The sequence below is a fragment of the Kitasatospora fiedleri genome, assembly GCF_948472415.1.
Lineage (GTDB): Bacteria > Actinomycetota > Actinomycetes > Streptomycetales > Streptomycetaceae > Kitasatospora > Kitasatospora fiedleri.
In genome coordinates this window covers 4,965,184-4,990,111 of sequence record NZ_OX419519.1, presented here as the reverse complement: position 1 = coordinate 4,990,111, position 24,928 = coordinate 4,965,184, and the positions used below count along the sequence as shown (strand labels likewise).

General features: G+C 74.1%; 22 protein-coding genes and 1 tRNA gene. 5 read left to right on the top strand and 18 right to left on the bottom strand.

Going from position 1 to position 24,928, the window contains the following annotated elements; genetic code table 11:
* Positions 1–6: 6 nt before the first annotated feature.
* The 10 genes from prfA to QMQ26_RS22975 all read right to left on the bottom strand — a co-directional run bounded on the left by prfA (position 7) and on the right by QMQ26_RS22975 (position 13,056).
* Positions 7–1,083 (bottom strand): peptide chain release factor 1, encoded by a 1,077-nt coding sequence (prfA, locus tag QMQ26_RS23020; RefSeq protein ID WP_282202549.1) that lies wholly within the window; start codon positions 1,081–1,083, stop codon positions 7–9.
* 133 nt (positions 1,084–1,216) lie between these two features.
* Positions 1,217–1,441, bottom strand: a complete 225-nt coding sequence (gene rpmE / locus QMQ26_RS23015) for a 50S ribosomal protein L31 (protein ID WP_033214688.1) — start codon at positions 1,439–1,441, stop codon at positions 1,217–1,219.
* A gap of 124 nt (positions 1,442–1,565) precedes the next feature.
* Positions 1,566–2,729: an LCP family protein gene (locus QMQ26_RS23010; RefSeq protein WP_282202548.1), complete on the bottom strand. Its 1,164-nt coding sequence runs from the start codon at positions 2,727–2,729 to the stop codon at positions 1,566–1,568.
* Between the two features lie 142 nt (positions 2,730–2,871).
* Positions 2,872–5,025, bottom strand: a complete 2,154-nt coding sequence (gene rho, locus QMQ26_RS23005) for a transcription termination factor Rho (RefSeq protein WP_282202547.1) — start codon at positions 5,023–5,025, stop codon at positions 2,872–2,874.
* Positions 5,026–5,540: 515 nt separating this feature from the next.
* Entirely contained in the window at positions 5,541–6,482 is a 942-nt protein-coding gene (thrB, locus tag QMQ26_RS23000; protein WP_100836355.1) for a homoserine kinase, read from the bottom strand.
* A 280-nt stretch (positions 6,483–6,762) separates the two neighbouring features.
* Positions 6,763–7,860: a threonine synthase gene (gene thrC, locus QMQ26_RS22995; protein WP_100836356.1), complete on the bottom strand. Its 1,098-nt coding sequence runs from the start codon at positions 7,858–7,860 to the stop codon at positions 6,763–6,765.
* 10 nt (positions 7,861–7,870) lie between these two features.
* Positions 7,871–9,163 carry a homoserine dehydrogenase gene (locus tag QMQ26_RS22990; protein WP_282202546.1) on the bottom strand — a complete coding sequence of 431 codons (1,293 nt, stop codon included), beginning with the start codon at positions 9,161–9,163 and terminating at the stop codon, positions 7,871–7,873.
* A gap of 133 nt (positions 9,164–9,296) precedes the next feature.
* Positions 9,297–10,688: a diaminopimelate decarboxylase gene (lysA, locus tag QMQ26_RS22985; RefSeq protein ID WP_282202545.1), complete on the bottom strand. Its 1,392-nt coding sequence runs from the start codon at positions 10,686–10,688 to the stop codon at positions 9,297–9,299.
* 97 nt (positions 10,689–10,785) lie between these two features.
* Positions 10,786–12,441: an arginine--tRNA ligase gene (gene argS / locus QMQ26_RS22980; protein ID WP_100836359.1), complete on the bottom strand. Its 1,656-nt coding sequence runs from the start codon at positions 12,439–12,441 to the stop codon at positions 10,786–10,788.
* A 117-nt stretch (positions 12,442–12,558) separates the two neighbouring features.
* Entirely contained in the window at positions 12,559–13,056 is a 498-nt protein-coding gene (locus QMQ26_RS22975) for a response regulator (RefSeq protein ID WP_100836360.1), read from the bottom strand.
* Positions 13,057–13,236: 180 nt separating this feature from the next.
* On the opposite strand from QMQ26_RS22975, the gene QMQ26_RS22970 reads away from it, so the two are divergent.
* The 3 genes from QMQ26_RS22970 to QMQ26_RS22960 all read left to right on the top strand — a co-directional run bounded on the left by QMQ26_RS22970 (position 13,237) and on the right by QMQ26_RS22960 (position 14,101).
* A tRNA-Arg gene (locus tag QMQ26_RS22970) sits at positions 13,237–13,308 on the top strand.
* A 153-nt stretch (positions 13,309–13,461) separates the two neighbouring features.
* Positions 13,462–13,653, top strand: coding sequence for a hypothetical protein (locus tag QMQ26_RS22965; protein ID WP_282202544.1), 192 nt, complete (start codon positions 13,462–13,464; stop codon positions 13,651–13,653).
* A 67-nt stretch (positions 13,654–13,720) separates the two neighbouring features.
* The gene (locus QMQ26_RS22960) at positions 13,721–14,101 is read left to right on the top strand and encodes a hypothetical protein (protein ID WP_282202543.1); all 381 of its coding nucleotides are present in this window, start codon (positions 13,721–13,723) and stop codon (positions 14,099–14,101) included.
* Positions 14,102–14,108: 7 nt separating this feature from the next.
* Here QMQ26_RS22960 and QMQ26_RS22955 read toward each other — a convergent pair whose 3' ends face one another.
* The 5 genes from QMQ26_RS22955 to QMQ26_RS22935 all read right to left on the bottom strand — a co-directional run bounded on the left by QMQ26_RS22955 (position 14,109) and on the right by QMQ26_RS22935 (position 20,305).
* The gene (locus QMQ26_RS22955; protein ID WP_282202542.1) at positions 14,109–14,867 is read right to left on the bottom strand and encodes a hypothetical protein; all 759 of its coding nucleotides are present in this window, start codon (positions 14,865–14,867) and stop codon (positions 14,109–14,111) included.
* A gap of 127 nt (positions 14,868–14,994) precedes the next feature.
* On the bottom strand, positions 14,995–15,975 hold the full coding sequence (locus tag QMQ26_RS22950; RefSeq protein WP_282202541.1) for a trypsin-like serine peptidase: 981 nt from the start codon (positions 15,973–15,975) through the stop codon (positions 14,995–14,997).
* 181 nt (positions 15,976–16,156) lie between these two features.
* The gene (locus QMQ26_RS22945; protein WP_404813941.1) at positions 16,157–17,569 is read right to left on the bottom strand and encodes an MFS transporter; all 1,413 of its coding nucleotides are present in this window, start codon (positions 17,567–17,569) and stop codon (positions 16,157–16,159) included.
* A 286-nt stretch (positions 17,570–17,855) separates the two neighbouring features.
* A complete protein-coding gene (locus tag QMQ26_RS22940) occupies positions 17,856–19,568 on the bottom strand; it encodes a DUF885 domain-containing protein (RefSeq protein ID WP_282202540.1) in 1,713 nt (570 codons plus the stop codon).
* A 56-nt stretch (positions 19,569–19,624) separates the two neighbouring features.
* Complete coding sequence (locus tag QMQ26_RS22935) at positions 19,625–20,305, bottom strand: rhomboid-like protein (RefSeq protein WP_282202539.1); 681 nt, start codon at positions 20,303–20,305, stop codon at positions 19,625–19,627.
* 107 nt (positions 20,306–20,412) lie between these two features.
* Between QMQ26_RS22935 and QMQ26_RS22930 the strand changes: the two genes are divergently transcribed.
* A complete protein-coding gene (locus tag QMQ26_RS22930; RefSeq protein ID WP_100836365.1) occupies positions 20,413–21,171 on the top strand; it encodes a TetR/AcrR family transcriptional regulator in 759 nt (252 codons plus the stop codon).
* A gap of 22 nt (positions 21,172–21,193) precedes the next feature.
* On the opposite strand, the gene QMQ26_RS22925 is transcribed toward QMQ26_RS22930, so the two are convergent.
* The 3 genes from QMQ26_RS22925 to QMQ26_RS22915 form a co-directional block, all read right to left on the bottom strand.
* Positions 21,194–22,033 (bottom strand): fumarylacetoacetate hydrolase family protein, encoded by an 840-nt coding sequence (locus QMQ26_RS22925; RefSeq protein ID WP_282202538.1) that lies wholly within the window; start codon positions 22,031–22,033, stop codon positions 21,194–21,196.
* 203 nt (positions 22,034–22,236) lie between these two features.
* Entirely contained in the window at positions 22,237–23,346 is a 1,110-nt protein-coding gene (locus QMQ26_RS22920; RefSeq protein ID WP_282202537.1) for a DUF6745 domain-containing protein, read from the bottom strand.
* A gap of 84 nt (positions 23,347–23,430) precedes the next feature.
* Complete coding sequence (locus QMQ26_RS22915; protein WP_282202536.1) at positions 23,431–23,757, bottom strand: hypothetical protein; 327 nt, start codon at positions 23,755–23,757, stop codon at positions 23,431–23,433.
* Positions 23,758–23,972: 215 nt separating this feature from the next.
* Between QMQ26_RS22915 and QMQ26_RS22910 the strand changes: the two genes are divergently transcribed.
* The gene (locus QMQ26_RS22910) at positions 23,973–24,923 is read left to right on the top strand and encodes an STM4015 family protein (RefSeq protein WP_282202535.1); all 951 of its coding nucleotides are present in this window, start codon (positions 23,973–23,975) and stop codon (positions 24,921–24,923) included.
* Positions 24,924–24,928 lie beyond the last annotated feature (5 nt).

Here is a 24,928-nt window from a genome sequence, read left to right as displayed (position 1 = left end):
CTCGGCTCAGTTCTCCTGCGCGGCGGCCAGCTTGGCCGCGGCGTCGGCGTCCACGCAGGACTGGATCACCGCGTTGAGGTCGCCGTCCAGCACCTGGTCCAGGTTGTACGACTTGAACCCGGTGCGGTGGTCGGAGATGCGGTTCTCCGGGAAGTTGTACGTCCGGATTCGCTCGGAGCGGTCCACGGTGCGCACCTGGCTGCGGCGGGCGTCGGACGCCTCCCGCTCGGCCTCCTCCTGCGCGGCGGCCAGCAGCCGCGACCGCAGGATGCGCATCGCCTGCTCCTTGTTCTGCAGCTGGCTCTTCTCGTTCTGGCAGGACGCCACGATACCGGTCGGCAGGTGGGTGATCCGGACCGCGGAGTCGGTGGTGTTCACCGACTGCCCGCCGGGGCCGGAGGAGCGGTAGACGTCGATCCGCAGGTCGTTGGCGTGGATCTCCACCTCGACCTCCTCGGCCTCCGGGGTGACCAGCACGCCCGCGGCGGAGGTGTGGATCCGGCCCTGCGACTCGGTCGCGGGCACCCGCTGCACCCGGTGCACGCCGCCCTCGTACTTCAGCTGCGCCCAGACGCCGTAGCCCGGCTCCGGGTTGCCCTTGGTCTTGACCGCCACCGAGACGTCCTTGTAGCCGCCGAGGTCGGACTCGTTGGCGTCGATGATCTCGGTCTTCCAGCCCAGCCGCTCGGCGTAGCGCAGGTACATCCGGAGCAGGTCGCCGGCGAACAGCGCGGACTCCTCGCCGCCCTCGCCCGCCTTGACCTCCAGGATGACGTCCTTGTCGTCGTTGGGGTCGCGCGGCACCAGCAGCAGCCGCAGCTCCTCGGTCAGCTCCTCCTGGCGGGCCTCGGAGCTCTTCGCCTCGGCGATGAAGTCCGGGTCCTCCACGGCGAGCTCGCGCGCGGCGGCGATGTCCTCGCCGGCCTGCTTCCAGGCCAGGTACGTCCGGGTGATCGGGGTCAGCTCGGCGTACCGCTTGGCCAGCTTGCGGGCGTTCGCCTGGTCGGCGTGCACCGACGGGTCGGCCAGCCTCTTCTCGAGGTCGGCGTGCTCGACGAGGAGCTCTTCGACTGCCTCGAACATCGGTCTGTCCTACTTCCGTGAGTGTGCCGCAGCGGGGGTGACGAGGGGAGAGAGGGGAGAGACGCGAACGGCGCCGGTCCGGAAGCCCCCGTGCACGAGCACGGGGACGTCCGAGACCGGCGCCGTGGAAGCGCTAGGCCTTGCCGCCGGAGAGCTTCTTGCCGAAGCGCGCCTCGAAGCGGGCCACGCGGCCACCGGTGTCCAGAATCTTCTGCTTGCCGGTGTAGAACGGGTGGCAGTTCGAGCAGACCTCGGCGCGGATCTCGCCGCTGGTCTCGGTCGAACGAGTGGTGAACTCGTTGCCGCAGGTGCAGGTCACCTTGGTGAGCACGTACTCCGGGTGAACGTTGGACTTCAAGGGATTCTCCTAGCTGATCGGGAGGGCACCGGGTCGGCGGACTGGGCAGCCGCTCGTGAACCGGGACCGACGGACCAGTGTGCCAGCACTGCCCGCTTCTTCCCAAACCGGGAGGCGGAGCCCGCTATTCCGCCCCCTCGAAGGCATCGGCGAGGGCGTCCGCGGAGGCCCCGGCCGAGGCACCGGCGGAGGCGCCGGCGGAGGCTCCCGCCCCGGCGCTCGCCGGGGCGGACGGGTCGGCCTGCGCCGGGTTGGCCGGCTGCTGCTGGAGCACCTGCGGCGGCACCGCCCGGTCGGCCCGCAGCGCCGCCCACAGCTGCTGGGCGGCCGGGTTGCTCGGGACCACCCGGTTGGGGTCGCTGACCGAGTACGCCACCGGCAGGGTGACCATGGTGAGCTGGTCCGGCCCGATCTTCTTGACGGTCTGCGCCAGGCCGACCAGCGAGTTGACCGAGGCCAGGTCGGAGTCGGTGGTCAGCGAGCTGGTCAGCTTGTCGCCGAGCTTCCACATCGCCACCGGGTTGGAGCCCAGGCCGAGCGCGCCGACCTGCCCGAGCATCGCCCGGACCATCTCCTTCTGGAGCTCGATCCGGCCCAGGTCGCTGCCGTCGCCGACGCCGTGCCTGGTCCGGACGAAGGCCAGGGCCTGCTGCCCGCCCAGGTGGTGGGTGCCGGCGTCCAGGCGCAGGCCGCTGTCCTTGTCGTCGATCGGCACCGTGGTGGTGACGTCCACCCCGCCGATCGCGTCGATCAGCGCGGCGAAGCCGGTGAAGTCCACCTCGACGAAGTGGTCCATCCGCATCCCGGTGAGCTGTTCGGCGGTCTTCACCGCGCAGGCCGGGCCGCCGACCTCGTACGCGGAGTTGAACATCGCGCTGCGGGCCGCGGCGACCTGCTTGCCGTCGTCGCCGGTGCAGGCCGGGCGGGGCACCAGGGTGTCACGGGGTATCGAGACCACCGAGGCGGCGGTGTGCGCCTGGTTGACGTGCACCACCATCGCGGTGTCCGAGCGGGCGGTGTCGCCGGTGTCGCCGCCCGCCAGGCTCCCGTTGGTGCCGGAGCGCGAGTCGGAGCCCAGCACCAGCACGTTGAACGCCCCGCCGGTGGAGGCGGGCGGCCGGGCGGTGCCCAGCTGCCCGGAGATGTCGACGGCGTTGATGTTCCGGTTCAGCTTCCAGTAGGCGATCCCGCCCAGTCCGGCCCCGACCAGGACGAGGCCGGCCAGCGCGAACAGCGCGATCCGCAGCCCGCGGCGGCGCGGGGTGCGGTGCTTGGTGTGCTCGGCCATACCGCCTCATTTCGCCCTCAGTGCGACCTATCGAGCATAAGTGACGGACGGGTACGGTGATCGGTTTCCGGGCCGGGCCCGGGAAAGCAGCGGGCCCCGCACCGCCTGGCGGCGGCGCGGGGCCCGGGTGGTGCTACCGGTGTCAGTCGCCCGAACCGGGGGTGTTCTTGGCGATCTGCATCAGGAACTCGGCGTTCGACTTGGTCTGCTTCATCTTGTCCAGCAGCAGCTCGATCGCCTGCTGCGAGTCCAGCGCGTGCAGCACCCGGCGGAGCTTCCAGGTGATGGCCAGCTCCTCGTGGCCGAGCAGGATCTCCTCCTTGCGGGTGCCGGAGGCGTCCACGTCGACGGAGGGGAAGATGCGCTTGTCCGAGAGCTTCCGGTCGAGCTTGAGCTCCATGTTGCCGGTGCCCTTGAACTCCTCGAAGATCACCTCGTCCATCCGCGAGCCGGTGTCGACCAGCGCGGTGGCCAGGATGGTCAGCGAGCCGCCGTTCTCGATGTTGCGCGCGGCGCCGAAGAACTTCTTCGGCGGGTACAGCGCGGTCGAGTCGACACCGCCGGACAGGATGCGGCCGGAGGCGGGCGCGGCCAGGTTGTAGGCGCGGCCCAGGCGGGTGATGGAGTCCAGCAGGATCACCACGTCGTGGCCCAGCTCCACCAGGCGCTTGGCGCGCTCGATGGCGAGCTCGGCGACGGTGGTGTGGTCCTCGGCCGGGCGGTCGAAGGTCGAGGAGATGACCTCGCCCTTCACCGACCGCTGCATGTCGGTGACCTCCTCCGGACGCTCGTCCACCAGGACGACCATCAGGTGGCACTCGGGGTTGTTGTGGGTGATCGCGTTGGCGATCGCCTGCATGATCATGGTCTTGCCGGTCTTCGGCGGGGCCACGATCAGACCGCGCTGGCCCTTGCCGATCGGCGACACCAGGTCGATGATCCGGGTGGTCAGCACGCCCGGGTCGGTCTCCAGGCGCAGCCGCTCCTGCGGGTAGAGCGGGGTCAGCTTGCCGAACTCGGGGCGGCCGCGGCCGCTGTCCGGGTCCATGCCGTTGACGGAGTCCAGCCGCACCAGGGCGTTGAACTTCTCGCGGCGCTCGCCGTCCTTGGGCTGGCGGACCGCGCCGGTGATGGCGTCGCCCTTGCGCAGGCCGTGCTTGCGGACCTGGGCCAGCGAGACGTAGACGTCGTTCTGGCCGGGCAGGTAGCCCGAGGTCCGGACGAAGGCGTAGTTGTCGAGGATGTCCAGGATGCCGGCGACCGGGATCAGGACGTCGTCGTCGCTCAGCGGGACCTCGGGGCCGGCCGCGCCCTCGAAGCCGTCGCGGCGGCGGCCCCGGCGGTCGCGGTAGCGGCCGCGGCGGCCGCGGCGCCCGTCGCCGAACTCGTCGTCGTCGTAGCCGCCCTGCTGCTGGCCGCCACCCTGCTGCTGGGCGCCGCCGCCCTGCTGCTGCTGGCTGCCGCCCTGCTGGCGGCCCTGGCCGCCGTCCTGCTGCTGGCCGCCGCCCTGCTGGCGGTCGGCGCGGTCGCGCTCGCGGCGGTTGCGGCGGTCCCGGCGGGACTCGCGCACCTCGTTGTCGTTGTCGGCCGCGGAGACCTCGGCCCGCTCGGGGCGGTCGCCGCGCTCGGGACGGTCGGCCCGCTCGGGACGGTCGCCGCGCTCGCGGCGGTCCCGGCGCTCGCGGCGCTCGGCGCGGGCCTCGCCGTCGGCGGCGGCCGGGCGCTGCGCCTCGGCCTTGGCCTCGGCGGGGGCCTGCTCGGTGACGGTGGCGGCGCCGGGCTCGGCGGTCGGGGCGCCGGCCGCGGCGGTGGCCCGGCGGCGCGGGCGCTCGGCCCGGGCGGTGGCGGCCGCGGTCTCGGCGGCGGCCTGCACCGGGATCTCGATCTGCGCCTGCGGTTCGGTGGTGGCGGCGGCGCGGGTGCGGCGGGCCGCCCGCGGCGCAGCCGCCGGTTCACCCTGCTCCTCGGCCGGGGCGGCCGGGGCGGCCTCGGTCTCGGCGGCCGGGGCGGCGGTCTTGGCGGTCTTCTTGGCGGCCGGAGCGGCGGTGCCGGAGGCGCCCGCGAGCAGCGGGTCCCCGCCGCTCTTCTCCTTGATCGCCTCGATCAGCTGGCTCTTGCGCAGCCGTCCGGTACCGCTGATCCCGAGGGACGAGGCGAGCTTCTGGAGCTCGGCCAGCACCAGGCCGTCCAGGCCGGCGGCGGCGGTACGACGACGGCGCGCCGGAGCCGCGGGGGCGGCTGCGTCCGACGCCTCGGCGTCCGGGCGCGCGCCCATCAGATCGGTGGTGTCGCTCACTAAGGGTCCTTCCCTGGAGCGGACGTCGGCCTGTCTGGCACGGCGACCGGTTGTGCTGTCCTGGCCGGCGTCTCTTCGCGCTGGTCAGGGGCTGGATTCCCGCGGGAGGCTGGTCCTCCCGGGGAGCTGCGGAGTGCGGTGCACTGTGGTGCGAAGCGGCGCGGACGGCCGGGTTTCTGGTGCCGACCTCGCTGCGCCTTGTTCGATGCCCGGGCCCCCGTCGCGCGGCGGCGGCGCGGGCCCCGCCCGGCCTGGCCTCAGTGCGGAGGCTGGAGGGGGGAGTCCGGTGCCGTCACGGCTTCGGGATGGGCCCCACTTGCGCAGGCAGGCTGCGTACGCGGTGTGGCGAGCTCCCGGAGAATCGTGCTCCCGAGCTTCCGGCCCCCGTGCGGACGGGGGAACGGGATCGGGATGCGTCGCACCGGCGCCCGGAGGGCATCTGGTGCAGCAATGAGGTTAACACTACCTACCCCCTGACACATTCCCCAGCCCTTTGCTTGTCAATCGTGTCCGTCTCACATGTCGAGCGGCAGGACGGTCGCCCCGGTGCGGTCCAGCTCCAGCCGGTGCGCCGCGAACTGCGCACCCGTGCCGTGCCCGCGGTCGCCGGCGGCGAACTCCATCACCTTGCCGACGTGGGCCTCGTCGGTGAGGGCGAGCACGGTCGGTCCGGCACCCGAGATGACGGCGGGGACGCCCTCGGTGCGCAGGGCGGCGACCAGGGCCGCGCTGTCCGGCATCGCGGAGGCCCGGTAGTCCTGGTGCAGGCGGTCCTCGGTGGCGGTGAGCAGCAGTTCCGGGCGGCGGGTGAGCGCCTCGACCAGCAGGGCCGCGCGGCCCGCGTTGACCGCGGCGTCGGACAGCGGCACGGTCTTGGGGAGCAGGCCGCGGGCGGTCTCGGTGAGCACCTCGGTGGACGGGATGAACACGACCGGCACGACCCGGTCGGACGGGTCCAGGGTGATGGTGCGGGCGCCGTCGTCCTCGGTCCAGGCGACGGTGAAGTTGCCGCGCAGGCAGGCCGCGACGTTGTCCGGGTGGCCCTCCAGTTCGGAGGCGAGGGCGAGCAGCGCGTCGTCGCCGAGCGCGGAGGCGCCGCCGATGGTGACGGCGCGGGCGGCGACGATGCCGGCGCAGATCGCGGCGGACGAGGAGCCCAGGCCGCGGCCGTGCGGTATGCGGTTGGCGCAGACCACTTCGAGGCCGCGGGGCTGGCCGCCGAGCCGGTCGAAGGCGGCCCGCATCGCGCGGACCACCAGGTGGCGCTCGTCGCGGGCGAGGTTCTCGGCGCCCTCGCCGGCGATGTCCACGGTCAGGCCGGAGTCGGAGACCCGGACCACCACGTCGTCGTAGAGCCCCAGGGCGAGGCCGAAGGCGTCGAAGCCGGGGCCGAGGTTGGCGCTGGTCGCGGGGACGCGGACCCGGACGGCGGCGGCGCGGAACGCGGGACCGGCCATGCGGTGGACACACTCCTGAACGGTGGGGGGAGAGGCCCGGACGACGGGGCCTGCGGTGGTACGTGGCGGCGGGGTCTCGAAAGGGGCGCGCAGCATGGCGCGGCCCGCCGGGGTCAAGCGTATCGAAGAGAGGTTCCGGAGCGGTACACCCCGCCCGGCCCGGATCTTCCGTGTTGCCGCAAGCAGCGCGAAAGCGCCGGTGGGTTGACCGGAAAGCGGCGGCGAGCGGCCGCCCTCGGGGGCGGTCCGCTCGCCGGGTTGACGCTCGGTCAGGGGTGGGTCAGTCGAGCAGGCCGAGGCGGCGGGCGGCCGTCTCCGGGTCGATCGGGACGACCTGCGGCTGCGGCGCGCCGGCCACCGCCCAGTCCGGGTCCTTGAGGCCGTTGCCGGTGACGGTGCAGACGATCCGCTGGCCGGGGTCGACCAGGCCGGCCTCGGCCTTGGCGAGCAGGCCGGCCACCGAGGCGGCGGAGGCGGGCTCCACGAAGACGCCCTCCTGCGCGGCCAACAGGCGGTAGGCGGACAGGATCTGACGGTCCGTCACCTTGTCGATGAGGCCGCCGGAGTCGTCCCGGGCGGCCAGCGCGTAGTCCCAGGAGGCCGGGTTGCCGATCCGGATCGCGGTGGCGATGGTCTGCGGCTTGAGCACCGGGGCGCCGTCCACGATCGGGGCCGAGCCGGACGCCTGGAAGCCCCACATCCGGGGGGTGCGGGCGGCCAGGCCGTCCGCCGCGTACTCGCGGTAGCCCTTCCAGTAGGCGGTGATGTTGCCCGCGTTGCCGACCGGGAGGACGTGGATGTCGGGGGCGTCGCCGAGCATGTCGACGATCTCGAAGGCGGCGGTCTTCTGGCCCTCGATGCGCACCGGGTTCACCGAGTTGACCAGGGCGACCGGGTACTTCTCGGAGAGTTCGCGGGCCAGCGTCAGGCAGTCGTCGAAGTTGCCGTCGACCTGGAGGATCTTGGCGCCGTGCACCAGTGCCTGGCCCATCTTGCCGAGGGCGATCTTGCCCTGCGGGACGAGCACGGCGGAGACCATGCCGGCCCGCACCGCGTAGGCGGCGGCGGAGGCCGAGGTGTTGCCGGTGGACGCGCAGATGACGGCCTGGGCGCCCTCCTCCTTGGCCTTGGAGATGGCCATGGTCATCCCGCGGTCCTTGAAGGAGCCGGTCGGGTTGGCGCCCTCGACCTTGAGGTAGACGTCGCAGCCGGTGCGCTCGGAGAGCACCTGGGCGGGGACGAGCGGCGTGCCGCCCTCCAGCAGGGTCACCACCGGGGTGGAGTCGGAGACCGGGAGGCGGTCGCGGTACTCCTCGATGAGGCCGCGCCACTGGTGGGTGTGGCTGCCTCGGACGGTGCTTTCGGCAATGGCGTTCATGGCGGCTTTCCTATTCCCCTTCGACCCGCATGATGCTGGCCACGTCGCGCACGCTGTCCAGTGCGCGGAGCTTGTCGACCGTCGCCGACAGGGCGGCGTCGGTGGCGCGGTGGGTGACCACGACGAGCGCGGCGTCGCCGTCGCGGCCCTGCTGGCGCACGGTGTCGATGGAGACGCCGTGCTCGGCGAAGACCGAGGCGACCTGGGCGAGCACGCCCGCGCGGTCGTCCACGTCCAGGCTGACGTGGTAGCGGGTGACCACCTGGTCCATCGGCTTGGCGGGCAGCGCGGCGTACACCGAGTCGCCGGGGCCGGTGGTGCCGTTCACCTTGTTGCGGCAGACCGCGACCAGGTCGCCGAGGACCGCGGAGGCGGTCGGCGAGCCGCCGGCGCCGGGGCCGTAGAACATCAGCCGGCCGGCCGCCTCGGCCTCCACGAAGACCGCGTTGTACGCCTCGCGGACGGAGGCCAGCGGGTGGCTGAGCGGGATCATCGCCGGGTGCACCCGGGCGGTGACCGAGGCGCCGTCGGCGGCCCGCTCGCAGATCGCCAGCAGCTTGACCACGCAGCCCATCTGCTTGGCGGAGGCGATGTCGGCGGCGGTGACCTCGGTGATGCCCTCGCGGTAGACGTCCGCGGCGGTGACCTTGGTGTGGAAGGCGATCCCGGCCAGGATGGCGGCCTTGGCGGCGGCGTCGAAGCCCTCCACGTCGGCGGTCGGGTCGGCCTCGGCGTAGCCCAGCGCGGTGGCCTCCTCCAGCGCCTCGGAGTACCCGGCGCCGGTGGAGTCCATCTTGTCGAGGATGAAGTTGGTGGTGCCGTTGACGATGCCCAGCACCCGGTTCACCTTGTCGCCGGCCAGCGACTCGCGCAGCGGGCGCAGCAGCGGGATCGCGCCGGCGACGGCGGCCTCGTAGTAGAGGTCGACGCCGGCCGCGGCGGCGGCCTCGTGCAGTTCGGCGCCGTCCTTGGCGAGCAGCGCCTTGTTGGCGGAGACCACCGAGGCGCCGCCCGCGAAGGCTTTCAGGATCAGCGACTTGGACGGCTCGATGCCGCCCACCACCTCGACCACCACGTCGATGTCGTCGCGGCCGACCAGGGCCTCGGCGTCGGTGGTGAGCAGGTGCTCGGGCACCCCGGGGCGGGGGCGCCCGGCCCGGCGGACCGCGATGCCGGCGAGCTCGACCGGGGCGCCGATGCGCGCGGCGAGGTCGTCGGCCGTCGTCGTCATGATGCGCGCCACCTCGGAGCCCACCACACCACAGCCCAGCAACGCCACCTTCAGCGGGCGCGTACGCATCATCCGACTCCGCTCTGCATTCTTCGGTCCCCGTCGGGGTGTTCCGTCGCCCCCGGGGGCTTGCCTGTTTCCCACCAGTCTCCGGGACTTTCCGCACGGATCTACGGCTGGTCCACGTTCTGAGACGAAAATTTCGTCAGCCGATATCGAGCCGCAGGAGATCCTCCTCCGTCTCGCGGCGCACGATCACCCGGGCCGCTCCGTCCGCGACGGCCAGCACCGGGGGCTTGAGGGCGTGGTTGTAGTTGCTCGCCATCGAGCGGCAGTAGGCGCCGGTCGCGGGCACCGCGATCAGGTCGCCGGGGGCCAGGTCGGCGGGCAGGAAGGCGTCCTTGACCACGATGTCGCCGGACTCGCAGTGCTTGCCGACCACCCGGACCGGCATCGGCTCGGCCTCGCTGGTGCGGGAGACCAGCGCCACCGAGTACGCGGCGTCGTACAGCGCGGTGCGGATGTTGTCGGACATGCCGCCGTCCACGCTGACGTAGGTGCGCAGGCCCTCCAACTCCTTGACGGTGCCGACCTCGTACAGCGTGAACGCGGTCGGGCCGACGATCGCCCGGCCGGGCTCGACCGAGATCCGGGGGACGGCCAGCTCGGCGGCGGCGCACTCGCGCCGGACGATCTCGCTGAGCGAGGCGGCGATCTCGGCGGGCTCGCGCGGGTCGTCCTCGGGGGTGTAGGCGATGCCCAGGCCGCCGCCGAGGTCGATCTCCGGCAGCTCGACGCCGTGCTCGTCGCGGACCTCGGCGAGCAGGCCGACCACCCGGCGGGCGGCCACCTCGAACCCGGCGAAGTCGAAGATCTGCGAGCCGATGTGCGAGTGGATGCCGCGCAGTTCCAGCGACGGCTGCGCCAGCACCCGGCGGACCGCCTCGGCGGCCAGGCCGCCGGAGAGCGACAGGCCGAACTTCTGGTCCTCGTGCGCGGTGGCGATGAACTCGTGGGTGTGCGCCTCGACGCCGACGGTGATCCGGATCAGCACCGGCTGCCGGACGCCCTGGGCGTCGGCGATCCCCGCCAGCCGCTCGATCTCCTGGAAGGAGTCCACCACGATGTGGCCGACCCCGGCCTTCACCGCCTGCTCCAGCTCCGGCACCGACTTGTTGTTGCCGTGCAGCGCGATCCGCTCCCCCGGCATGCCGGCCGCCAGCGCCACGTGCAGCTCGCCCGCCGAGCAGACGTCGACGTTCAGGCCCTCCTCGTGCAGCCAGCGCACCACGGCCTTGGAGAGGAACGCCTTGCCCGCGTAGTACACGTCGGCGTCCGCGCCGAAGGCGTCCCGCCAGGCCCGGGCCCGGGCCCGGAAGTCGGCCTCGTCCATCACGTACGCGGGGGTGCCGAACTCGGCCGCCAGGGTGCGCACGTCGACGCCGCCGACGGTGGCGACGCCCTCGGCGTCGCGGGCCACGGTGCGCGACCAGACCTTGGGGTCGAGCGCGTTGAGGTCGGCCGGCGGGGCCTGGTAGTGGCCCTCGGGCAGCACGTCGCCGTGCCGGGGGCCTGCGGGGTGGGCGGAGCGACTCATCTTTGGCGACTTCCTCGACCTATGGCGAGGGGCGGCGACCGGTCGCCGTCGACCGGTCGCCGCCCCCCGCTGTGCTGCGCGTTCGGGGGTGTGGTGCTTACATCCGCTCGGGCGCCGAGACGCCGAGCAGGTGGAGGCCGTTGGCCAGCGTCGTCCGGGTGGCGTCGGCCAGCCAGAGGCGGGCGTGCGTGAGGTCGGTGACCTCCTCGTCGCCCTTCGGCAGGATCTGGCAGTTGTCGTAGAACCGGTGGTAGGCCCGGGCCAGCTCCTCCAGGTACGTGGCCACGTGGTGCGGCTCGCGCAGCTCGCCGGCCTTGGCCAGCACCCGCGGGAACTCGCCGAGCTGGCCGAGCAGGGCGTTCTCCCACTCGCTGCTCAGCAGCTCCGGGGTGAAGTCCGCGCTGCGGGTGATGCCCTTCTCCGCCGCGTTGCGCTGCACCGAGCACATCCGGGCGTGCGCGTACTGCACGTAGTAGACCGGGTTCTCCCGGGAGGTGCTGGTCACCAGGTCGATGTCGATGGTGATGGTGGAGTCGGTGGACTGCCGGACCAGCATGTAGCGGGCCGCGTCCACGCCGATCCAGTCGATCACGTCGTCGATCGTGATGATGTTGCCCGCGCGCTTGGAGAGCCGGACCTCCTTGCCGTCGCGCAGCATCTTCACGAACTGGCCGATCATCACCTCGATGTTGCGGTCCATGTCGTCGCCCGCGCAGGCCGCGATGGCCTTGAGGCGGTTGACGTAGCCGTGGTGGTCCGCGCCGAGCATGTAGACCGAGACCTCCGCGCCGCGGTCCCGCTTGCTCAGGTAGTAGGCGGCGTCGGCGGCGAAGTAGGTGGTCTCGCCGTCGGCCTTGACCAGGACGCGGTCCTTGTCGTCGCCGAAGTCGGTGGTGCGCAGCCAGATCGCGCCGTCCCGGTCGAAGACGTGGCCCTGCTCGCGCAGCCGCTCGATGGCCTTGCCGACCGCGCCGGAGTCGTGCAGCGTCTGCTCGGAGAACCAGGTGTCGAAGTGCACGCCGAACTCGGCCATCGAGCGCTGGATCTCGGCGACCATCAGCGTGAGGCCCTCGGTGCGGAACACCCGGAGCTGCTCGTCCTCGGGCAGGTCGAGGATGCCGGGGACGCCGTCGGTGACGGCCTTGGCGATGTCGGAGATGTACTCGCCGACGTAGCCGTCCTCGGGGGCGGGCTGCCCGTTGGCGGCGGCCTTCAGCGACGTGGCGAACTTGGTGATCTGCACGCCGGCGTCGTTCAGGTAGTACTCGGTGGACACCTCGGCGCCGGTGGCCTTGAGCACCCGGGCCAGCGAGTCGCCGACGGCGGCCCAGCGGACGCCGCCGATGTGGATCGGGCCGGTCGGGTTCGCCGAGACGAACTCCAGGTTGATCCGCAGGCCCTTGAGCGCCTCGTTGCGGCCGTACGCCTCGCCGGCCTCGACGATGGTGCGCGCCAGCTCGCCCTGGGTGGCGGCGTCCAGCGTGATGTTCAGGAAGCCGGGGCCGGCGATGTCGACCTTCGCGACGCCGGCGATCTCTCGCAGCCGCCCGGCCAGGACCTCCGCGACGGCTCGCGGCGGCTTGCCGGCCGGCTTCGCGAGCTGGAGGGCCACGTTGGTGGCGTAGTCGCCGTGGTCCCTGTTCTTGGGCCGCTCGACCGTGACGTGCGCGGGCACGTCGACGGTCAGCTCGCCGGCCTGGGCGGCGGCGCTGACGGCGGCCTGGACTGCCTGGGAGAGTTCTGCGGGTGTCACGGTGCCAAGCGTAGGCGAGAGGGGGGACCCGGCCGCCACTCGGTTTGCCCGCGGCGGGCCGCGCCGCGCCGCCGGGCGTGCTTCGTCTCGTCGGACGTCACCGCTGGCGGGCACATCTCACGGGTGGGGCTCCTCCGGCCGGACGAGTTCCTGCGCCTGTTCGCTCAGGGCGGAATCGCGGCAGGTTTGCGCGAGCGCCTGCGCCTGGCCCCCGAAGTCGTAGGCGAACCGCCGCCGGCCGGCCGCCGCCCGCAGCCGCCGCACCAGCGCGACCAGCTCCACCGGGTCGAAGGGCTTGGCCAGGTAGCCGTCCACCCCGACCGACTCGCCGCGCTCCAGGTCGGCCGGCGTGCAGGCGCTCACGATCGCTATCGGCAGGTGCGCCGTCTCCCGCGCCGCGCGCAGCCGGGCCGCGGTGCGCAGACCGTCCAGCCGGGGCATCACCACGTCCAGCGTGACCACGTCCGGCGCGACCCGGCCGACCACCTCCAGGCACTCGGCACCGTCGGCGGCGGTCACCACCTCGAAGCCCTCCAGCTCCAGGTTGACCCTGATCAACTGGCGGATCACCTCGCTGTCGTCCACCACGAGGACCCGCCCCGACGTCGCCGCCACCTCACCGAGGGTAGCCGCGCCCCGCCCTTCGCGTCCGGCCTTTCGGCCACTTGCCGGTCACCGCTGACGGGGCGTCCGGGCGGCACCCGACCGGGCCGGGGAAACCCGTGCACGGAGCACGGAGTTTCCCTGGTAGTGTTTTCCCCGTCAGGCCGGGCAGCACCGCGAGGTCAGCCCAAGGCCCCCGTAGCTCAGGGGATAGAGCACCGCCCTCCGGAGGCGGGTGCGTAGGTTCGAATCCTACCGGGGGCACTTCGCAGGAAGTGTCGAACAAGGCTCAAGTCCAACGGACTTGGGCCTTTCCGCTGTTCCCGGACTGCCCCGGTGCCCCCGGACGGCGGGCCGCTGGGCTCCCCGTCACCGCGGCCGCGCGAGCGCACGGCCGGAGACCGAGGGGGCGGCGCAGTGACCAGGACGGAGCCCGTCCCGAACCTGCCGGACGAACGGCTGTGCCGGCCGTCCGGGGCGAGTCGGGCCGGACGGCGGCCGACCGGTGACCTGCGGCGCGACCGGACGTCGGGCCGGATGCACGCGTACGCCTTCGCCGTGGACGGCGCGGTCGAGCGGCCGGCCGCCGAGGAGCGCGCGCGGCGCTGAACTCCCGCCCTGCCGAAGGGGTTCCGGCGCGGGGCCGGCCGCCGGGGTGTGGCAGGGTACCGGGGTGATGATCTCCGCTGAGCAGGTCCGACTCGTGTCCGGGGCGTCCGCGCCGATCCTGCTGCTGGGCGGCGCCCCGGTGCACGGCGCGCTGCCGGTGCTGCGGGTCGCGGACGGCGCGGTGCCCGGGCTGGACGGCTGGTCGGTGTTCGCCAGCCTGACCATGTGCGTGCTGGACGGCCCCGGCGACGCGGGCTGCCTCTTCCCCACCCTGGGCGGCTCCTCCGGCACCGACGGCGTCGCCCACTGGTGCGCCGAGGTCGAGCGGGCCGGCGGCGCGCTCGTCGTCTCGCTGCCCGACCAGGCCGCGCTCACCGGCCCGCTCGACTGGCCCGCCCTGCTCGACGGCGGCTCCCGCGGCGGGTTCGCCGCGGCGACGGCGGCCTGACGGGGCGTCAGCGCGGCCCGGGCCGGCGGTGCCCGCCGCGCAGCACCAGTGCCGGGGTGCCGGGGTCGTACGCGCCGCAGGCCGTGGTCGACCACGGCGACCACTGGCGGGGGACGGCGAAGTAGGGCACCAGCACCGGCCCCCGGCGGCCCCCCGGCGCGGCCTTCGCGGGCAGCAGCGCGGGCAGCACGTCCGGGGTCTGGCCCGCGAGGATCGCGGCCCGGCAGGAGCGGCAGGCGGGGCGGCGCTCGGCGGCGGCCTCCCGGGGCGACAGGTGCGGGCGCCGCCGCGCCTTGCTGCCCCGGCCCGGCGCGGGCGGGGTCTCGGCGGGGCCGTGCAGCGGGTTCCAGTAGCAGCGCACCAGGAGCGGGGCGGGGCGCTGCCCGGCGTGCAGCAGGTGCGCGGCGCCGAGCCGTTCGACGGCCTGCTCGGCCAGCACGATCGCGGCGGCCAGGTCCGGCAGGTCGGTGTCCGCGTCCCCGGCCTGGTCGAGCAGCCGCCCCGCGGCCTCGTACGCCTCCAGCGCCCACTGGTAGGCCAGCCGGGCGGCCGACTCCTCGCCGCCCAGCTCCAGTTCGGCGGCCCGGAAGACGGCCCCGGCGGCGGTCACCCGCTCGGCGGCGGTCTCCCGCAGGCGTTCCCGCAGCGCCTCCCACTCCCCCAGCAGCAGCGCCCGGCGGGCCCGTTCCTCCCGCCGGGTCGGCGGTGCGGCGGGGCTCACCGGGACGGCCGCCGCGACCTTGAGAAACCACCAGCGCCGGAACACCGCGCCTCCCCCCCGTGCCTGTGCGTCGACGCCCCATTGTCGCCTCCCGGGCGGGCGGCGGACAGGGCGGCGCGGCCGGGCGGCGGGCCCGGTTCGGCCGGTTCGGCCCCCGGTTCGGCCCGGCCGGTCAGCTCGCCTCGGCGAGGAGTTCGGCGACGGTGTGGTCGAAGGCGGCGCTGTAGGAGGTGTCGTCGGTGTCGCCGCCCTGCTGGTAGCCGCCGATGACGCCGATGACCCGGCCGGTGGCGGTGTCGACGAAGGGGCCGCCGCTGGTGCCGCCGGGGAAGGAGGGGCAGTCGATGCGGCGCTGGTAGGTGTCCTGCCGGCTGGTGGTGTTGGTGCACAGCCGGGGGAGTTCGGCACCGGCCGGGTAGCCGTAGAGGCGGACCTGGGCGGTCCAGGAGGCGTCGGTGCCGAGCGGGTTGCCGCCGAGGACGTCCTCGATCAGGCGGCCGTCCCGGGGGGCGACGGCGAGGATCGCGAAGTCCTCGTCCGGGTCGCCGCCGTTGCGCCAGCCGTCCGCGGTGTACACCTCGGTGACCTGCCAACTGCCGTACGGGGCACGGCCGTCGCGGTAGCCGGGGACGAAGGTGACGCCGTTCGCGGAGGAGAGGCAGTGCGCGGCGGTGAGGATCAGGTCGCGGCCGGGGCTGTCGATGACGCTGGCGGTGCAGAAGTGGTGTCCGGGGCCGGTCGGGCCGGAGAACAGGGCACCGACCCGGCGGGACTCGGCGTCGTCGGGGGCGGTCGCGGTGGTGCCGGGGGCGGTGTCCGGCGGCGCGGCGGGCGGGGCGAGCAGGGTGGGGGCGGCGACGGGGGCGGCCTGCTGCACGGTGTCGGGGCCGCCGGCCGCGGGGTCGGACGCCGCGGCGGGCGTGGCCGCGGGGGTCAGCGGCGGCGTCGGCGTGGACGCGGCGGTGGCGGCGGTGGCGGCGGGCGCCGGGGCGGTCATCGCCACGGTGTCGGTGCTGGGCCGTCCGGGGTGGCGCAGGTGGACGGTGAAGAGCCCGGCGGTGGCCATCGCGCCGACGACGCCGGCGGCGAGGACCGAGGTGAGGGCGGCCGACCGCAGCGGGCGCCGTCCGTCCTGCCTGGTGTGTCGTCCCATCGGGTGCCCCGTTCCGGCCGGTACTGGTCATGGCGGTGCGCGTGTGCCCGCTCCGGCCTCCAATATCCGCCGCGGAGCTGGGAAAGCCGTCAGTGCCGCCTGGGAGCCCGGTGAGATTTCCGGCCCTCCCGCCGCTCGTCCGGGAGAGCCCGCCGCCCGTCGGTGCGTCCGTGCGGGAGGGTCAGACCACGGCGCGGGCCTCGGCCGCGGCGCCCTTGCCCTCGGCCTCGCCGGGGGCGGGGCGGTGGTTGATCATCAGGAAGGCGACCACCGCGGCGAGCAGCAGGATGCCCATCGCGACGGTGGTGGCGACGGCGTAGCCGTGCACCGCGCCCTGGGCCTGGACCAGCGGGTCGGTGGGGTTGCGGGCGGCCAGGTAGGTGGCGGTGGCGCTGGCGGCGATGGTGTTGAGCAGCGCGGTGCCGATCGAACCGCCGACCTGCTGGGCGCTGTTGATGATGGCGGAGGCCGCGCCGGTCTCCTCCGGGGCGACACCGAGGGTGGCCAGGCTGATGGCGGGCATGAAGACCAGGCCGAGCCCGAAGCCGAGCAGCACTTCGGCGGGCAGCACCAGGGTGGTGTAGGGGCTGTCGACCTGGAGCTGGGTGAGCCAGGCCATGCCGCCGGCGCCGAGCAGCAGTCCGGGGACCATCAGCGCGCGGGTGGGGACCCGGGTCATCAGCCGGGAGCCGAGTCCGGCGGAGCTGACCACGATCGCGGCGGTCATCGGGAGGAAGGAGACGCCGGCCCGGATCGGCGAGTACCCCTTGATGACCTGGAGGTAGTAGGTCAGGAACAGGAACAGGCCGTACATGGCGATCACCGCGAGGCCGACCGAGAGCGCGCCGCCGGACCGGTTGCGGTCCCGGACCAGGTGCGTCGGCAGCAGCGCGTGCGGGGTGCGGCGCTCGACCTGGGCGAAGACCACCAGCAGGGCGGCACCGACGCAGAGCGCGGTGAGCACCAGCCAGTCGCTCCAGCCGCGGCTGACCGCCTCGGAGGTGCCGTAGACGATCAGCAGCAGTCCGCCGCAGCCGAACACGGCGCCCGGCAGGTCGAGCCGGACCCGGTGGGAGCGGTCGATGTGGTCGCGGTGCAGCAGCCGAAAGGCGGCGAGCGCGGTGATCAGGGCGATCGGGCCGTTCACGTACAGGCACCAGCGCCAGTCGAGGTACTCGGTGAGCAGGCCGCCGGTGATCAGGCCGATCGCCGCGCCGCCGCCCGCGAGCGCGCCGAACACGCCGAACGCGGTGGCCCGCTCGCGCGGGTCGCGGAAGGTGATCGACAGCAGGGCCAGGGCGGACGGGGCGAGCAGCGCGCCGAAGGCGCCCTGGAGGGCGCGGGCGATGAACAGCATGCCGCCGCTGGTGGCGAAGCCGCCGAGGCAGGAGGCCGCGGCGAAGCCGAGCAGTCCGATGATGAAGGTGCGTTTGCGGCCGAAGAGGTCGCCGATCCGGCCGCCGAGCAGCAGCAGTCCGCCGAAGGCCAGCGTGTAGGCGGTGATCACCCACTGCCGGTTGCCGTTGGAGATGTCCAGGTCGTGCTGCGCGGACGGGAGGGCGATGTTCACGATCGTCGCGTCGAGGACGATCATCAGCTGGGCGATGGCGATGACCGCCAGGGCCCACCAGCGGCGCGGGTCCGCCGCGGGGTTTCAGGGGCGTTCTGGGGGGTCACCGTGGGCCGCCTTCCGCCGATCGGGAGTGGGGCTGGGCGCGTACGGCGCTCTTCCCAGGGAAACCCCGCGACGGGACGGCGGCAAGGCGAATTGTCGTGCTTGTCAAGATTTGGGACGGCCCGGGAGGGGGACGGCGTCCCGGGTGCCCGGCCGCATCGGCCACCCGGGACACGGCTCCCGTCCGTGCGTGCGTGCGTCGGCGCTACAGCGCGCCCAGCTCGGTGACCAGGTCGTCCAGGCCGAGCGAGCCCTGGGACAGCGCCGCCATGTGCCAGCCCTTGAGGTCGAACTCCGCGCCGCGCGCCTCGGCGGCGGCCCGGGCCGCGGCCCGGCCGCGCAGCCAGGCCCGCTCGCCGAGCTTGTAGCCGATCGCCTGGCCGGGCAGGCCGAGGTAGCGCACCAGCTCGCTGTCCAGGAAGTCCGCGGACAGGCCGCAGTACGCGCCGAAGAACTCCCGGGCCCGCTCGGGCCGCATCGGCTCGCCCGGGGCGAACGGCGAGTCGGCGGGGAAGTCCAGCTCGGCGTGCATGCCGATGTCGACGATCACCCGCAGCGCCCGCATCATCTGGGCGTTCAGGTAGCCCAGGCGGTGGCCCGGGTCGGTCAGGTAGCCGAGTTCGTCCATCAGGCGCTCGGCGTACAGCGCCCAGCCCTCCATGTTGGCGCTGACCCCGCCCAGGGTGACCTGGTAGGTGGAGAGCCGGTCCGCGACGTACGTCCACTGCGCGAGCTGTAGGTGGTGGCCCGGGACGCCCTCGTGGTACCAGGTGGAGATCAGGTCCCACTCCGGGAACGCCTCCCGGCCCAGGGTGGGCAGCCAGGTCCGGCCGGGGCGGGAGAAGTCCAGCGAGGGCTGGGTGTAGTAGGGGGCCGCGGCGCTGCCGGGCGGGGCGATCCGCGCCTCCACCTTCAGCAGCGGCTCGGCCAGGTCGAAGTGGACGCCCTGGAGGTCCTCGATCGCCCGGTCCATCAGGTCCTGGAGGTACTCCTGCACCTGCTGTTCGCCGCGGATCGCCGGGCCCTCGGTCTCCAGCCACTTCATGGCCCGCATCGGAGTCTGTCCGGGGCGGACCTTCTCCGCCTCGACCCGCATCTGGGCGTCCAGGTCGTGGAACTGCTCCCAGGCCCAGCGGTACGCCTCGTCCAGGTCGAGCTCGGCGCCCGTCCAGTACCGCACCCAGCGGGTGTAGCGCTCCCGGCCGACCGCGTCGGGGGTGCCCTGGGCGGCCGGGCCGTACACGTCGCGCATCCAGTCGCGCAGGTCGGCGAGCGAGGCGGTGGCCTCGACGGCGGTGGCGGTCAGCGGCTCGCGCAGGTGGGCGGGGGCGGTGGAGACCAGTTCGCCGAACCAGCCGCCGGGCAGCTCGCCCCCGATCCACTCGCCGAGCTGGCCGACCACCGTCTCGACCTGGCGCGGCGCCGACAGCAGGCCGCGCCGGACGCCCTCCTCCAGGCTCTGCCGGTACTGGGCCATCGCCAGCGGGAAGCGGGCCAGCCGGCGGCCCAGCCGCTGCCAGTCCTCGTCGGTGTCGGTGGGCAGCAGGGTGAACACCTCGCGGGTGTTGTGCACCGGCGAGCCCAGGTTGCGGACGCTGCGGTAGCCCTCGCCCGCGTCGTGGACGGCCAGTTCGGCGGTCAGCCGCTCGCGCAGCAGCCGGGCGCAGCGGCGTTCGGCCTCGTCCTCGACCGGGCCGGACGCCTCCAGCGCGTCCAGGGCGGCCAGGGTGCGGCGGGCGAGTTCGGCGGTCGCCTCGATGCCCTCGGAGGACAGGTCGGTCAGCCGGTCGTCCTCCGGGTTGAGGCCGAGGTACACCGCGGTCAGCGGGTCGGCCTCGGCGAGCGCGTGGACGTAGGAGTCGGCGAGTCGGCGCGGGGTGGGGCCGCTCGGGTGAGGGGTGTTCAGTTCATGAGCCATCCGGCCATCCTGTCGTAGCCGCAGGCGAATTCAACCCCTGTCAGGTATCGGCGTCGTCACCCCCGGACGGGGTCCGGGCGGCGGACGCCGCGCCGCGGGTCCCAGGTCGGCCGGCCCCGGGTGATCGGGCGGAAGGCGAGGCCGATCAGCACCGAGCAGAAGTGCCCCAGGTCGGTGAACGTGTGCGAGACCAGCAGCGGCACCAGGTAGAAGGCGACCAGCCCGCACCCGTACACCCAGCGCCACGCCCCGGCCAGCGCGTACGTCAGCACGCCCTCCACCCCGGCCAGCGCGTACGACACGCCGACGTCCACCGTGGTCGACAGGTTCGCCGGCAGCACGTGGTGGCGCACGCCCCAGGCGACCGCGCCCTCGCTGACGAAGGTCGCCAGCACGTGCGCGGTCAGCGCGACGGTCAGCCAGCGGCGGGTGCCGAGCCAGCGCTCGGCCGGCACGTGGAAGACGTGGAAGACCACGAAGTAGAACAGGAAGTTCGCCTGCTCGGTCCAGATCAGGCTGGCCAGCAGGGCGTGCACCGGGTGCGAGGAGAGCTGGTGCAGGTTGGTGGAGCGTTTCTGCAGGAAGTAGTCCAGCGTCGCCGGGTCCATCCGGGCCACCACGAAACTGGTGAACGCGAGCAGCAGCAGCCACACGTACGTCCCCGGGGACTTCCGGACCCACCGCCCCGCCGCCCGCACCCACCGCACCGGCCGCTCCTCGTCGCGCTCCACCGACACCTGGTCACAGTCTGCGGCCGCGCCCCGCGCCCCGCCCGGCGGGAACCCGCCGGTCGCGGCCGTGCGGAGGGGGTCCGCCGGCCCGCCCGAGGTCTACCCTGGCACGCATGGCAGCGACCCCCTCCCCCGTCGAGGAGCCCGTCGACGACTCCCCCGCCGCGGAGCGGCCCCGCCGCGCCGCCTACCGGCGACTGCCCGTCCAGCAACGGCGCGACCAGCTCATCGCCGTCGCCCTCGAACTCTTCGCCGCCCGCCCGCCCGAGGAGGTCTCCCTCGACGACGTCGCCGAGGCCGCGGGCGCCTCCCGGCCGCTCGTCTACCGGTACTTCGCCGGCGGCAAGCAGCAGCTGTACGAGGCGGCGCTGCGCAGCGCCGCCGCCGAACTCACCACCCGCTTCACCGTCGAGACCGCCGACGGCACCCCCACCCGGCAGCTCGGCGCCGTCCTGCACCGCTACTTCGACTTCGTCGACCAGCACGCCGCCGGCTACGGCGCGCTGCTGCGCGGCGGCTCGGTCGTGGAGACCGCGCGCACCTCGGCGATCGTCGACGACGTCCGCCGCGCGGCGCTGCGGCGCACCCTGCGCCACCTCGGCGTCCGGGAGGCCGGGCCCCGGCTCACCCTGCTGGTGCGCTCCTGGATCTCGGTGGTCGAGGCCTCGGCGATCAGCTGGCTCGACGAGGGCCGGCAGATCCCGGCCGACTCGCTCTGCGCCTGGCTGGTCGACCAGTTCGTGGTGATGGCCGCGGCCACCGCGATCCGCGACGACCAGACTGCGGAGGTGCTGCACGGCTGGCTGGAGCTGGAGACGGCGGACAGCCCGGCGGGCGTGCTCATCGCGCGCCTGCGCGACCTGGGGCTGTAGGCGTAGGGCCCCGGCGGGGCCCCTACGCCCGGCCGAGGGTGGTCTCCTGGCGGCCCAGGCCGGTGACTTCGAGGGCGAGCCGGTCGCCGGGGCGCAGGAAGGGGGTGCCGGGGCGGCCGAGGGCGACGCCGGCGGGGGTGCCGGTGAGGACGACGTCGCCGGGGTCGAGGCGCATGAAGTGGGTGAGGTAGCGGACGGTCTCGTGGACCGGGAAGATCATGTCGGCGGTGCTGCCGTCCTGGCGGAGTTCGCCGTTGACCCAGAGCCGCAGGCCGAGCGCCTGGGGGTCGCCGAGTTCGTCGGGCGTGACCAGCCAGGGGCCCAGCGGGGTGAAGGTCTCGGCGGACTTGCCCTTGTCCCACTGGCCGCCGCGGTCGAGCTGGAAGGCGCGCTCGGTGACGTCGTTGGCGGCGGCGTAGCCGGCGACGATCGCGGCGGCGTCCGCCGCGGAGTCGAGGTAGCGGCCGGTGCGGCCGATGACGACGGCGAGTTCGACCTCGTAGTCGGTCTTCCGGCTGCCGCGCGGGACGAGCACCTGGTCGTGCGGGCCGACCAGGGTGTTGACGGGCTTGAGGAAGACCACCGGCTCGGCCGGTACCGCGGCGCCGGCCTCGGCCGCGTGGTCGCGGTAGTTGAGGCCGATGCCGACGATCTTGCCGGGGCGGGCGACCGGCGGGCCGGTCCGTTCGCCGGTGAGGTCGGTGACGGGGAGGTCGGCGGGGTCGAGCGCCGCCGGGTCGAACCGGGCGAGGAACGCGCCGTCGAGGTCGGGGGTGAGGGGGCGGAGGTCGCGGGCGGTGCCGTCGGGGGCGAGGACGACCGGTCGTTCCGCGCCCGCAGGGCCCACACGGAGGAGCTTCACTGCCTGTCACCACCTGATTCGTCTCGGGGGCGGGTGGTCCCCCGCCCCGGGACATCGAGGTATACCAGCGGCGCTCACCTGCGGAACAGTGGTTCCGGTTCGGCGAATTCCTCCCGATCGGAGGGCCCGGACGGGGACCGGCTCGGTGGCCCGCACCCTTGACAGCGGCCCGCTCGCAGTTTCGGCGGCGGCCCGGCGGTCGGTCAGGTCTCGCGCTGCGGGCGGTACTCGGCCTCCTCGACGCCGAACGTCCAGGCGACGCCGGCCCGCGCGGTGCGGGTGGCGGGCGGGACGCGCAGGTAGTAGGTGCGGTGGGTGCCGTCCGGCTCGGGGGTGGAGTTGAGCACCTCGACCATCACCACCGGCTCGTCGTTCGGGAGCTGGATCCGCCACAGGGTGCCGGTCTCGTCCCGGTGCAGCGGTTCGGCGCCGGACTCGGCCAGGTAGCGGTCGTAGCCGAAGTGCTCCAGCATGACGCGGCGCAGTTCGGCGTTGTCCTCGGCGCGGATGCGCTCGGGGGTGAGGCCGGCCAGCCGGTCGAGAAAGTCGGCGGGGACAGGCATGCCGCGCCAGGCGTGCAGCGCGAAGCCGTCGGCGTAGGCGAGGGCGGGGCCGTCGGCGCGGTCGAGCCGGCCGGCCTCGTCGCGGTGCAGGGCGACGGGGCGCTCGCTGAGCAGCACGGTGCGCTCGTACGGCCACCACCAGCCGGTCTGGCGGGCGATGCCGGCCAGCGCGGCCAGCGCCGGGTCGCCGGTGCCGGCGGTGTCGAAGGCGGCGAGCCAGGCGGCGTCGTGCTGGCCGGCCACCGCGTCCAGCAGGAGCAGGCGGATGCGGCCGCGCTGTTCGGCGGCGGCCTGCCGGGCCGCCCGGTTCTCGGGCTTGCGGGCCTCGGTCCAGTCGTCGATCGGCTCGGGCTCGGGGGCGAAGTGGTCGAGCAGCGCGGCGCGGACGCGTTCGGCGGGCAGCGCGGTGGTGGTGGCGAGTTCGGCTCCGGTGGTGGCCCACAGCTCGCCCCAGCCGCCGGGGCCGAGCGCGGTGAGGGCGGCGGTGCGGGCCCGCTCCCAGGCGGCGGTGCGCACCTGCTCGCGCACGCTCGCCCCGAACTCCTCGCGGCGGGCCAGGAGTTCGGCGACGGCGGCGCGCGGCGAGGGGCACCAGCGGAACTCGGCGGGCGCGGCGAGGCCGGCGGCCCGGTAGGCGTCCCGGACGGCCTGCTCGACGGTGGCCCGGTCGGCGGGGCCGGTCGCGGCGGCGACGGCCCGCCAGTGGGTCACCGAGAGGTCGGCCGGTCGGCCCGTCAGCTGGCTGCTCATCAGTTTCCTGTCCTCGTGCGGTGCGGTGCGGTTGGCGGGTCGGGTGCGGTGGCGGGTACGCGCGCGGGCGGGGGCCCGGGGGGATCAGTCGGCGACCACCCGGACCGCGTTCGGCGTGTACTCGCGCTGGCGGACCACCCGGAACCAGCCGCCGGGCAGGGCGATCGCGGCGTGCTCCTCGTGGACCACCCGGCCGCCCTCCGGCAGGTGCAGCCAGGAGAAGCCGAACGGGCCGCCCTCGCGGACGAGTTCGCCCGGGCCGACCACCGCGTGGGCGTGCCCGGTGACCTCGCCGAGGGCCAGCACCAACCGCCCGCGGGCGTCCCTCGGCTGCCGGGCAATGTGCGCGACGGCGGCCGGCACGGCGCTCTGCGCGACCGGCACGATCAGTACGTCTCCCTGGCGGTACACGGGGCCTCCCGGTGGTCGGGTCCGGCCCGCTGCCGAACGCCACGCCCCGAAAACTAGGCCGCGCCACCGACAACCCCGCTCCCGCCGGGTCCTTCGTGCGGGTGAACGTCACGGGCGGCTGGTAGACAGGTCTCGGCCATCACGCGCACGAGCACCACCGGCACGGCGGCCGAGCCCACGGACGACGAGCAGCGACCAGCGACGAGGAGCAGCGCATGACCATCAACGAGCACGCCGAGGAGTTCCACGGCCTCCCGGTGACCGACTTCCGGGCGGCCGCGGCGGAGGGGAAGCTACCGGCGGCGGACGCCACCGCCTGGCGGATCGCCCTGGACTGGGACGACGAGCAGGGCTTCGACGAGCTCTGGCAGAAGTTCCTGGAGACCGTCGAGCCGGAGCGGGTCACCGCGCTGGTGCTCGGCCGCTGGTTCCCGGAGGAGCCGGAGCCGCTCTCCAAGGCGCTGCCGCAGATCCTCGCCGCCGCCGACCGGCTGCCCGCGCTGCGCGGCCTGTTCCTGGGCGACATCACCTTCGAGGAGTGCGAGATCTCCTGGATCCAGATGTGCGACATCACCCCGGTGTTCGCGGCGTTCCCGCTCCTGGAGGAACTCGTGGTGCGCGGCGCGAGCGAGGACTACGAGGACAACGAGCGGCTCGGCCTCCGGCCGGTGGAGCACGCGGCGCTGAAGGCGCTGCGCTTCGAGTCCGGCGGCCTGCCCGCGAGCGTCGTCCGCGCGGTCGGCGCCTGCGACTTCCCGGCGCTGGAGCGGCTGGAGCTGTGGCTCGGCGTGGACAACTACGGCGGCGACTGGACGCTGGACGACCTCGCCCCGTTCCTGTCCGGCACCAAGCTGCCCGCGCTGACGCACCTGGGCCTCCAGGACTCGGTGTTCCAGGACCAGATCGCCGCGCTGGTCGCCCGGGCCCCCGTGGTGCCCCGGCTGACCGGCCTGTCGCTGTCCATGGGCGCGTTCACCGACGAGGGCGCGGCGGCGCTGCTGGAGGGCCAGCCGCTCACCCACCTGAAGACCCTGGACCTGCACCACCACTACCTCACCGAGGGCATGCAGCAGCGCCTGCGGGACGCCCTGCCCGGCGTCGGGATCGACCTCTCCGGCGCCGAGGACCCGGGCGACAACTGGCGCTACGTCGCCATCTCCGAGTAGGCGGG

Bases quoted from the DNA above. Each gene is read 5' to 3' on its own strand.
- QMQ26_RS23010 (WP_282202548.1), bottom strand. From the start codon at position 2,729: ATGGCCGAGCACACCAAGCACCGCACCCCGCGCCGCCGCGGGCTGCGG.
- QMQ26_RS22945 (WP_404813941.1), bottom strand. From the start codon at position 17,569: ATGATCGTCCTCGACGCGACGATCGTGAACATCGCCCTCCCGTCCGCG.
- QMQ26_RS22930 (WP_100836365.1), top strand. From the start codon at position 20,413: ATGGCAGCGACCCCCTCCCCCGTCGAGGAGCCCGTCGACGACTCCCCC.
- thrC (WP_100836356.1), bottom strand. From the start codon at position 7,860: ATGAACGCCATTGCCGAAAGCACCGTCCGAGGCAGCCACACCCACCAG.
- QMQ26_RS22990 (WP_282202546.1), bottom strand. From the start codon at position 9,163: ATGATGCGTACGCGCCCGCTGAAGGTGGCGTTGCTGGGCTGTGGTGTG.
- lysA (WP_282202545.1), bottom strand. From the start codon at position 10,688: ATGAGTCGCTCCGCCCACCCCGCAGGCCCCCGGCACGGCGACGTGCTG.
- prfA (WP_282202549.1), bottom strand. From the start codon at position 1,083: ATGTTCGAGGCAGTCGAAGAGCTCCTCGTCGAGCACGCCGACCTCGAG.
- QMQ26_RS22950 (WP_282202541.1), bottom strand. From the start codon at position 15,975: ATGGGACGACACACCAGGCAGGACGGACGGCGCCCGCTGCGGTCGGCC.
- QMQ26_RS22920 (WP_282202537.1), bottom strand. From the start codon at position 23,346: ATGAGCAGCCAGCTGACGGGCCGACCGGCCGACCTCTCGGTGACCCAC.
- QMQ26_RS22940 (WP_282202540.1), bottom strand. From the start codon at position 19,568: ATGGCTCATGAACTGAACACCCCTCACCCGAGCGGCCCCACCCCGCGC.
- QMQ26_RS22910 (WP_282202535.1), top strand. From the start codon at position 23,973: ATGACCATCAACGAGCACGCCGAGGAGTTCCACGGCCTCCCGGTGACC.
- thrB (WP_100836355.1), bottom strand. From the start codon at position 6,482: ATGGCCGGTCCCGCGTTCCGCGCCGCCGCCGTCCGGGTCCGCGTCCCC.
- QMQ26_RS22960 (WP_282202543.1), top strand. From the start codon at position 13,721: ATGATCTCCGCTGAGCAGGTCCGACTCGTGTCCGGGGCGTCCGCGCCG.